Here is a 9,265-nt window from a genome sequence, read left to right as displayed (position 1 = left end):
AGTAAACTGCCCAAACTCACGAATAAAACAGCAGAATTCACGAGTAAACGCCAAACTCACGAGTAAAACAGCAAAACTCACGAGTAAACTGCCCAAACTCACGAGTAAAACAGCAGAATTCACGAGTAAACGCCAAATCCACGAGTAAAACAGCCAAACTCACGAGTAAAGCGGCGGAACTCACGAGTAAAACAGCAAAACTTACGAGTAAACTGCCCAAATTCACGTGTAAACCGCCAAAACACACTAATTAAACACCCTCATTAGCATCGGACTTACGGCGTCTACGCCTTAAGTCTTACTAGAAAATATAGCTAAGGCTCATTATACGAACTTGTAAAAGCAGATAAGATATAAACATAGAAAGGAGGACGAAAACAATGAAGAAATTTGGTTTGTTTATTGTAGGACTGATCGCGCTTTTCCTGTTACTGGCGAACGTTGGTCCACTGATCAGCCTGGCGATTTGCTTGGCGATCCTATACTTTGGATTCAAGCAGTTCATGAAGTCCGAATCGACAGGGGCGAAGATTGCGTGGGGATCAGTCTCCATTATCGTGCTGATCGTTTCTATTTCCCATATCCCGGCAATATTGGGACTGGTGGCAGCTTATGTTCTTTACCTGGTTTATAAAAAATGGAATGAAAATGATGAAAGTGCATCATCTAAAGAAAATGACCCATTCTCAAATTTTGAAAGAGAGTGGAAAGAGTTGAATAAGAACTAATAGAAGGGATGTAATTGGTATGGGTAATTTATTTTCAAGAATGAAACAAACGATTTCAGCGGATTTTCACGACTTGTTGGATAAAAAGGAGCAAAAAAATCCAATCGGAATGTTAAATCAATATTTGCGTCAATGTGAGCAGGAGACAGAAAAGGTCGGTAAACTGCTTGAACGTCAATATCTTCTGAAAGAAGAGTTTGTGCGTGAATATAATCAAGCGCAAAATCTGGCTGAAAAACGTAAGGGTCAGGCTGAGATTGCCAAGCAGTCGGGAGAAACGGATTTAATGGAGTTTGCTGTAAAGGAAAGCCTGCACTATGATGAGCGAGCGCTAAGCTTGAAGGAGGCGCATAAAAGTGCAGAGGTTCAGTTGGCTGAACTGGAGCGGAAATATGAAGAAATGAAGCATAAGCTGAAGGATATGCATCTAAAGCGTCTGGAGCTCATGGGCAGGGAAAATATTGCCCGGGCAAACAACCGGATCAATCGGGTTTTGGATGGGGGCAGATCCGAAGCCAAACCGGTGGCGATGTTTGAAGAAATGGAGCATTATATCGATCGCATCGAGGACCAGGTCCATGCTGATTATAATCGGCATACGATTGATTCCAGGATTGCCCAGCTTGAAAAAGAATTGGAACAAAAAGAAGCGTAAAGGTTTTTTATGGCATCGCTGTTACCCCCTGACCTTTTGGAATGGAGGGCGGGGGAAAACAGGCTGTCAGAACATGATAATTTCATGGTATTCTTAAAAGGCACGGGTTCCTGTGCCTTTTAAGAATATCATGAGGGGAGGCGAACCGATGCTGAACAAGATGAAGACGGATTATATGGGATGGATACTTCTCATCGGAGTCGTCCTGATTTTTTTAGAGATTGCATTTACGGGTGGAGGTCTCCTTTTTTCCCTCGCTTTTTCAATAGGATGCATCTATGTAGGCAGGAAATTCACAAAACGGACCATCGGGAAAGTCCTATTTTTTATAGGGGTGATTTCCCTTATAATCAATGTCTTGAATATGTTCGTCTTTAAATTCTTCCTGATGGCGATCCTCATTTATTTTTTGTTTTTATATTATCAGTCCAAAAAGAATCCTGATTGGGTCAGTCCCATTTTAACCAATGACGATTCAGACGAAGAAAAGATCAATAAGGAACGATTGCTAAAAACCGATTACCTGTTTAAAAATAAGTTTTTCGGTCATCAACAGACGGCCGAGCATGTATATGAATGGAATTCCGTGAATGTTCAGGGCGGGGTCGGTGATACGGTTATCGATTTAAGCAAAACGATTTTACCGAAAGGCGACGCTGTCATTTCCATCAGGAATATCATTGGCAATATCACTGTTCTCGTCCCATATGGCATCGAAATCAGGGTCCATCATTCTGTCATTGCAGGCAGGGCGCGGATTTTTGAAAATAAGCCTGAATCCAGGGTCTTTAATCAAATTTATTCCTACCAAACGGAAGGGTTCAATGAAACGGATCACAAGGTCCATATCATCACTTCAATCTTAGTTGGGGATTTAGAGGTGAAGCGGATATGAGTATACTGACACGGCAGATATTGACCGCCCTTGGTGTTGCTTTCGTTCTGTCCCTTGCCTTGCCGGCTGCGGTTTTCTTCATCTTTCCTTTATCAGACTGGAGCTTATTGTGGGGGAAAGTGGTCATGGGCTTACCCTTCGTCATATTCCTGCCAAGTCTGGTCATGACGGTAGGGCTGATATATGGAGCAGTTTCGGGAATGTTTTGGAAGAGGCAGCTCGAAAGGGTGGATGAAGGGCTGCATTTACTTGAACAGGGCCGCTTACCTTCGCAAGAGGAGACGTATCCGGTCCAAGAGATGGCTAAAATGGCGGAACGGATGCAACTGATCCATAAGCAAATCAATGAGCAGACAAAATTATCACAAAAAATGGCCAATGAAAAGGCCATAGATCAGGAGAAACAGATCCAGGAAATCGTTTCCCAGGAACGAAACCGTTTAGCGCGGGAACTGCATGATTCGGTGAGCCAGCAATTGTTTGCCGCTTCGATGTTCATGTCGGCGATCACCGAGTCACAATCAGATATGGAAAAAGCGGAAATGAAACAATTCAAGGTAGTGGAAGAAATGATCCATCAATCCCAGCTTGAGATGAGGGCGTTATTGCTTCACTTGAGGCCTGTTGCATTAAAGGGGAAATCTTTACATGAAGGAATGAAGGAGCTTCTTTTGGAATTGGCCCAAAAAGTGACGATGGATATAAATTGGAAGATGGAGCCTGTCACTCTGGATAAGGGGATTGAGGACCATCTGTTTCGGATTTTACAAGAATCGATTTCCAATACACTGAGGCATGCAAAAGCGAACTCGCTTGAAGTGCTTTTGATCGTTCGTGATGGGATGATCATTTTACGGATAACGGATGACGGCATCGGTTTTAATGTCGAGGATTCGAAAACGGGATCATATGGTCTGCAAAACATGCATGAACGGGCTGTTGAATTAGGCGGAACGATGCAACTTGTAAGCGTTCCGAATAAAGGAACGAAACTTGAAGTGAAAATCCCATTATTAAATGCTGGAGGTGATCATGATGATTAAAGTATTATTTGTCGATGACCATGAAATGGTAAGGATAGGGGTATCGGCTTATTTATCTGCACAGTCGGATATCGAAGTGATCGGGGAAGCGGACAATGGCTTGAAAGCTGTCGAACTGGCAATGGAATTGCGTCCGGATATCATTTTGATGGATTTGGTGATGCCGGAAATGGACGGCATAGAAGCGACGAAACGAATTATTGAAAAATGGCCTGAAGCAAAGATCATCATTGTGACAAGCTTCCTGGATGATGAAAAAGTGTACCCGGCATTGGAAGCCGGAGCGACGAGCTATATGTTGAAAACATCAAAGGCCAGCGAGATTGCGAGAGCCGTCCGTTCCACTTTCCAGGGACAAAGCGTACTTGAACCTGAAGTGACGGGAAAAATGATGGAGAAGCTGCGTCGCCCAAAGATTACCGAGCTTCATGATCAATTGACAAACCGTGAAATGGAAATCTTGCTGCTGATGACACAAGGGAAAACGAATCAGGAAATTGCGGATGAACTATACATAGCCCTGAAAACAGCCAAAGTGCATGTCAGCAATATATTAAGTAAGCTTGCCGTACAGGACCGCACGCAAGCAGTGATTTACGCATTTAAACATTCGCTCGTTCAAGAAGAGCAGTAAAGAGGGTCTATTAACCAATAGAGGAAAGTTTGTTATATTAAGGGAACTATCCCATCCTGTAAAGTTTTTTCAAGGTTGCTGATGCGGCCTTTTTTTTATGGATAACGGGAAAAAGGCAGGTGAAATGATGTTAAGCGTGATCTTAGAATTATTTCGTATAATCACCATCATTTTCGTTATTGGAATGATAATGGGGTTCATCATTCATTCAATCTATGCGATTTTTGGTATAACCGTAGAGAATACCACGGGAGGATGGGTTGTTGCTTTGGCAATTTTACCATTACTTTATGTATTCTATAAAAACCGGCTTCAATTGTTCTATAAAAATGACGGACAAGTAAAACTCTCAAACAGGACAACCACCATACTGCTTTGCTTCTCTGTGCTAATGTTAACGGTTGCCCCATTATTTCGCTAACGGAATGCAAAAAGAGCATGTTTTGATCAAAACATGCTCTTTTTTATACGATTTTTTTGATTATATAGCTTCATCTGCGGTATCGAGCCTCTTGCCGTAGATCCGATAAAGAACCAAAGCGAATACCATTCCTATAAAGGAGATGGAGGAGATGAACAGGTAAAGGGTCTTGCCGCCGTAAGCCCCATATATGGCTCCGCCTATATAAGAAGCAATGATTCCCGAAACCCCGAAGAATAGCAGCGCCAGTACGGTCTGGCCTGTGGCACGCCATTCCACCGGAACGATCCGATACAGATATTGGATGGCCGCCGAGTAGAAAATCGGGAAAGTCAATAGCTGCATGACTTGCAAATAAGCTAATAGATGTGGATCGGTAATCCACGCAGAGACGAAATAACGGATAAAGAAAAACGCTGCTGCAAACGAAATGATGATGATTTCCTTACCCTTGCGAAGCCACCAGAAGCTTAGGGCGAACACAACGATTTCACTTCCCGCCGCTAAGAACCAGGTCAAGCCTACAAGCTTGGCGCTTCCTCCAAGTTCCCGGATATACACCCCGAGGAAAGTATCGTTCATCCTTGCTGGAACAGCACAAATAAAGACCAATAACAGAAAGAGAAGCGTCTCTTTATTGCCGAAAAAATGCTTAAGGCTGCTAAAGGTGACAGGTTTCCCTGAAACGGGTGCATCAGGCATCATCCAGCTGATAATGAAACTGATCAAACCAATGCCTGCAAAAAGGAAGGCAAGGCTGTTCGCCCCGAAATATGACATAACATAGCCGGTGATCAGCGATATGACCGCATAACCCAATGCACCATATGTCCGGATGGAGCCGTAGCTGATCCCGGATTTCTCTGCCATCGTAAAATTGAGGCTTTCCGTCAAGGGATCGATCGGCATCAAAAAGAAATATAGCAGCATGGCAAACAGGATGAGCTGAAGATAACTGCTTGAATCATAGAGGAAATAACCGATTATGCTCGAGAAAAAGATGAGTAACAACAGGACTTTTCGTATCGTCCTTGTTTTGTCGCTGATCATTCCCCATAAAGGCTGGGTGATGAGGGTGACAAAACCTCCTGTACCGACGATGAATCCGATTTGGGCAGGACGCAAACCTTGATCAGCCAGATAGACTGGGAGAAACGGAATGAAAATGGCAAGCAGTCCAAAATATAAAAAGTTAAAACCCTTTAATAATCGTATTGCTTTCATAAAAAATATGATACCTCACGTGTTCTATAGATTGATTTCAACCTTGTTATTGTAACATTGATGACAGAATTTGAAAAAATAGTTTTAATTTTAAAGATGAAAATAGAATGATAGAGTGGGTTTCAAAGAGATTCTTGACCCATGAGGGTAGATGCCTTTCAAAATTCATGACATCGAGGAATATAGATAGGGACCCCTTATGCTATCCCTTGCTTTCCAGCTTGAATAAGCTAGGTTTCTTTTATTAGTCTATTCATGACACCGATTTTGGAAAAGGTAGTGATTGGGGTTTTTTTATTACGGGTTAATTATTTTTGTGTACTGATTGAAAATATAAATAACCGTCTTCCTTAACTCTCGTGCTTAATTAAATCCAAGACGAACACATTCCCTAACGAAATTGATTTGAATGCAACCAAAAAAGTACAGCATGTTTTGCTAAGTGAATTCTTCAATCTTTATACACTTTAAGTGATTTCTTTATCTCATACAGTCTTTCCTGAACGACTTTCTCAAATTCGTAATTCTGCTGCAATAAGAATATATTCCTTGCCTCTTCATACCCCTTTGTGGCACTTTCCATGTTGTTCAGTGACTGCAAGGATAAGGCGCGCTGATATAAAACTTCTCCCAACAGGTACATGGATTCTTCCCGGATTAAAATTTGAATAGCATCAGAGCAAATTTTTATGGATTCATAATATTGTGCGTCCTTATGTAAGGATTTTGTCAATCCGTATTGAATCCGGACTTTAATTCTATAATTCATTGAGGTTTTTGGAAGTTGTTGAAGTTGCTTAAGGGCATCTTCATAAGAGGCAATAGACTGTTTATATTCAGTAATTTCGTTATAAATAATGGCTTTGCTATTCAATATTTCTATTTTTTGAGCAGAAAAAATATGAAAATGAGTAGATAAGTCTAGTGCTTGATCTAAAAAGTCCAGGGATTTCAATATATCATTATCACAATAATATGCTACGATCCCCAAATGCCAGAGGATGAATTGTTTATTGATAGGTGACTGGAAATCTGCATGGTATTGTTCTGCTTCGAGAATCCGTTTTACCTGCCGATACTCTCTATTTCTAATAGAAACCCTCACTTGAGATTTCACTTCCTCACTATATTCCATTCGGTCTGAATAAGTTTCTAAAAGTATATCCTCAATGCTGATACCTAAACGTAATGAGAGCTCATATAAAGTAGTCGCTAATGGAATGACTTTCCCCTTCTCTATGTTGCTTAGCTGTGCTTGAGTAATGATTCCCTCTGCCATGACTTTTTGTGTTATGCCTGACCTTTTTCTTAAAGTGTAGAGTACATTTCCGAGCTTAAAAGGAATATTTGAATCCATTTTATCAACTCCTAAAAATATAAATACTTTTATATTTTTTTATGTATTTCATTGGAAATACATAAAAAATATCGAAAAAAATACTCTGTAGCAGCCATACAAGAAAAATGTACCATATTTGGATGGTTTATACTAGTCGTATCGATCAATATCAGGAGGTTAGGGGATATGAAAAAATTATTAGTATCTGGGTTCTCCATTCTATTTACGATAGCGATGGTTGTACAATTCGATTCAAGCGTCAATTTAGCTGTAGATGATCGGCCTATAATAAATGATCTGCCGAATCAGCATTAAGGTTTAAATACCAATATCAAACGATATTAAAAAGGGAAGATACCCAAAGGCGAATTTAAATAAAATAAATAAAAAAAGGATCATTTATATGAAAATAAATAAAGATCAATTATTGATTATAACCATTTCTTCATGTGTTATAGCTAGTGTGATGTCTACGTCCATGTTGACGATTGCGTTCCCTAATCTTGTAGATTTTTTTAATATTTCTTATTCCACACTTCAAATTAGAAATATTCTATTCTTTTCTTTTTTCGCATTTCTCATTCCGCTTTTTGGTAAAGTGGCGGATATATTAGGGGCAAGAAAATTGTTGATATTTGGCCTATCGCTATTTATCGCATCTACCATACTTAGTGGAACCACAAACAATTGGAATTTGTTTTTGGTCTATCAGACGCTACAGGCAATTGCAGATGCAATGGTAGTACCTGCACAGGTGTTATTGATTAGGCAAAGTTTTAAGGATAATAAATTAGGTTGGGCTTTTGGCTGGTTTTCCGGAGTTTTAGCGGCTGCCTCACTTATTGGACCAGCTGCTGGAGGTTTGGTAATAAAATATTTCTCTTGGCAAATGATATTTGGAGTATTGATTATCATAAGTTGCATATCCTTAATTCTTGTATTAATGGTAACTCCCAAATCAAAAAAAAGAATCACGGCAAACCTTCATTTACCTTTAAAAAACAGTTTGGCCTTACTAGTTATGGTAATCAGTTTTCAATTCATTTTCAACGATGGAATTAGTATAGTGGGACGGTCACTTTCTATTGCGGTTACGATATTGAGTTTGATTTTATTTATATTTTATGAACGGGCAAACTATGGAAATACTTCTCTTCTTCCAAGAAAGGCAATAAAAAACACCATTTTTATCTCTTCAATTATTAGAATATTCGTTCTTTTTACCATCACAAATGTAATTGTGCTTTACATACCAAGTTACATGAGGGATATACACAATATTCAACCAGATATTGTTGGCTATATTATTATGGCAGATTCGATACTGGCCGTTTTGTTATCTGGGTATGCAGGTAAACTTGCAGATTTAAAAGACAATAGAAACCTTTTACTTCTATCTATTTCGATTTCCATAATTGGAATGGTAAACCTTACTATGACAATGTTTAATGGCAGCTTAATTTTCTTTATATTTGCATTTCTCCTTTTTGGATTGGCAGGTGTCATTTCCATGCCCACGCAAAATAAAATTGCTATGATGTCCGTTCCTGAGGAAGAAACAGGGGTTTATATGGGTTTGTTCCAGATGGTACAGTTTGGAACTGGGGCTTTCGCTGCGGGAGTATTCAACACTTTATTGGATTATGGCACTGACCAAGGTGACTTTTCCAAAGTTGGTTTTTCATACGTGTTATTCATTTGTATAGGATTATATTTGGTGGCTATTGGAACAGTCATTTATGATAAAAGGCTTCTAAAGAGCAATATAAAATTGTCTTTGAAAGAAGAAATATGATTCCCGTTTAGCTGATAGTGAAATATACCAAGAAGAGACAGCTTTGAATTGATTTAAAGGAGGTGAAACATATGACTAAGCAAGTGGAGAATACACAAGCGGAAAAGCTAGTGGAAAATCTTGAAGTAATCGAAGCTAAAGAGCTGGAAGTGGGTAGTGCATTTCATGCATTCCGTTTCAATGCAGTGACGGACGCAGAAAAATAGATTAGAGCCAAGAGTTACAGGCAATCCATTGCAAATGTTAAGGAGGTGAAACATATGACTAAGCAAGTGGAAAATACACAGGCGGAAAAGCTAGTGGAAAACCTTGAAGTAATCGAAGCTAAAGAGCTGGAAGTGGGCAGTGCATTTCATGCATTCCGTTTCAGTACAGTGTCGGACGCAGAAAAATAGATTAGAGCAGAGTTACAGGCACAATCCATTGCAAATGGTAAGGAGGTGGAACATATGACTAAGCAAGTGGAAAATACACAAGCGGAAAAGCTAGTGGAAAACCTTGAAGTAATCGAAGCTAAAGAGCTGGAAGTGG

12 protein-coding genes are annotated in these 9,265 nt (G+C 39.8%); 10 read left to right on the top strand and 2 right to left on the bottom strand.

Annotated elements, in window-relative coordinates:
* The first annotated feature begins 380 nt into the window (after positions 1-380).
* The 6 genes from ACFVSH_RS17065 to ACFVSH_RS17040 all read left to right on the top strand — a co-directional run bounded on the left by ACFVSH_RS17065 (position 381) and on the right by ACFVSH_RS17040 (position 4,376).
* Positions 381-728, top strand: coding sequence for a lmo0954 family membrane protein (locus ACFVSH_RS17065; protein ID WP_063232490.1), 348 nt, complete (start codon positions 381-383; stop codon positions 726-728).
* Between the two features lie 19 nt (positions 729-747).
* Complete coding sequence (locus tag ACFVSH_RS17060) at positions 748-1,383, top strand: PspA/IM30 family protein (protein ID WP_387707021.1); 636 nt, start codon at positions 748-750, stop codon at positions 1,381-1,383.
* A 148-nt stretch (positions 1,384-1,531) separates the two neighbouring features.
* Complete coding sequence (gene liaF, locus ACFVSH_RS17055) at positions 1,532-2,278, top strand: cell wall-active antibiotics response protein LiaF (RefSeq protein WP_387600679.1); 747 nt, start codon at positions 1,532-1,534, stop codon at positions 2,276-2,278.
* The gene (locus ACFVSH_RS17050; protein WP_387600682.1) at positions 2,275-3,321 is read left to right on the top strand and encodes a sensor histidine kinase; all 1,047 of its coding nucleotides are present in this window, start codon (positions 2,275-2,277) and stop codon (positions 3,319-3,321) included. Before liaF ends, ACFVSH_RS17050 begins: the two co-directional genes overlap by 4 nt.
* Positions 3,314-3,955 (top strand): response regulator transcription factor, encoded by a 642-nt coding sequence (locus tag ACFVSH_RS17045; protein WP_349728534.1) that lies wholly within the window; start codon positions 3,314-3,316, stop codon positions 3,953-3,955. The genes ACFVSH_RS17050 and ACFVSH_RS17045 overlap by 8 nt, the downstream gene beginning before the upstream one ends.
* A 97-nt stretch (positions 3,956-4,052) precedes the next feature.
* Entirely contained in the window at positions 4,053-4,376 is a 324-nt protein-coding gene (locus ACFVSH_RS17040) for a hypothetical protein (RefSeq protein WP_387600685.1), read from the top strand.
* 60 nt (positions 4,377-4,436) lie between these two features.
* Here ACFVSH_RS17040 and ACFVSH_RS17035 read toward each other — a convergent pair whose 3' ends face one another.
* Both ACFVSH_RS17035 and ACFVSH_RS17030 read right to left on the bottom strand, forming a co-directional pair.
* The gene (locus ACFVSH_RS17035) at positions 4,437-5,600 is read right to left on the bottom strand and encodes an MFS transporter (RefSeq protein WP_387600688.1); all 1,164 of its coding nucleotides are present in this window, start codon (positions 5,598-5,600) and stop codon (positions 4,437-4,439) included.
* Between the two features lie 451 nt (positions 5,601-6,051).
* Entirely contained in the window at positions 6,052-6,957 is a 906-nt protein-coding gene (locus tag ACFVSH_RS17030) for a helix-turn-helix domain-containing protein (protein ID WP_387707019.1), read from the bottom strand.
* A gap of 168 nt (positions 6,958-7,125) precedes the next feature.
* On the opposite strand from ACFVSH_RS17030, the gene ACFVSH_RS17025 reads away from it, so the two are divergent.
* The 4 genes from ACFVSH_RS17025 (at position 7,126) to ACFVSH_RS17010 (ending at position 9,129) form a co-directional block, all read left to right on the top strand.
* A complete protein-coding gene (locus ACFVSH_RS17025) occupies positions 7,126-7,254 on the top strand; it encodes a hypothetical protein (RefSeq protein ID WP_387600693.1) in 129 nt (42 codons plus the stop codon).
* A gap of 88 nt (positions 7,255-7,342) precedes the next feature.
* Positions 7,343-8,734 (top strand): MFS transporter, encoded by a 1,392-nt coding sequence (locus ACFVSH_RS17020; RefSeq protein WP_387707017.1) that lies wholly within the window; start codon positions 7,343-7,345, stop codon positions 8,732-8,734.
* Between the two features lie 71 nt (positions 8,735-8,805).
* Complete coding sequence (locus ACFVSH_RS17015; RefSeq protein ID WP_260286708.1) at positions 8,806-8,940, top strand: hypothetical protein; 135 nt, start codon at positions 8,806-8,808, stop codon at positions 8,938-8,940.
* Between the two features lie 54 nt (positions 8,941-8,994).
* A complete protein-coding gene (locus ACFVSH_RS17010) occupies positions 8,995-9,129 on the top strand; it encodes a hypothetical protein (protein ID WP_260286709.1) in 135 nt (44 codons plus the stop codon).
* Positions 9,130-9,265: the final 136 nt, after the last annotated feature.

This window comes from Peribacillus sp. NPDC058002 (assembly GCF_042886655.1).
Lineage (GTDB): Bacteria > Bacillota > Bacilli > Bacillales > DSM-1321 > Peribacillus > Peribacillus aracenensis.
Note: the sequence above shows the minus strand (reverse complement) of the source record. Positions and strands in the feature narration are given on the sequence as shown.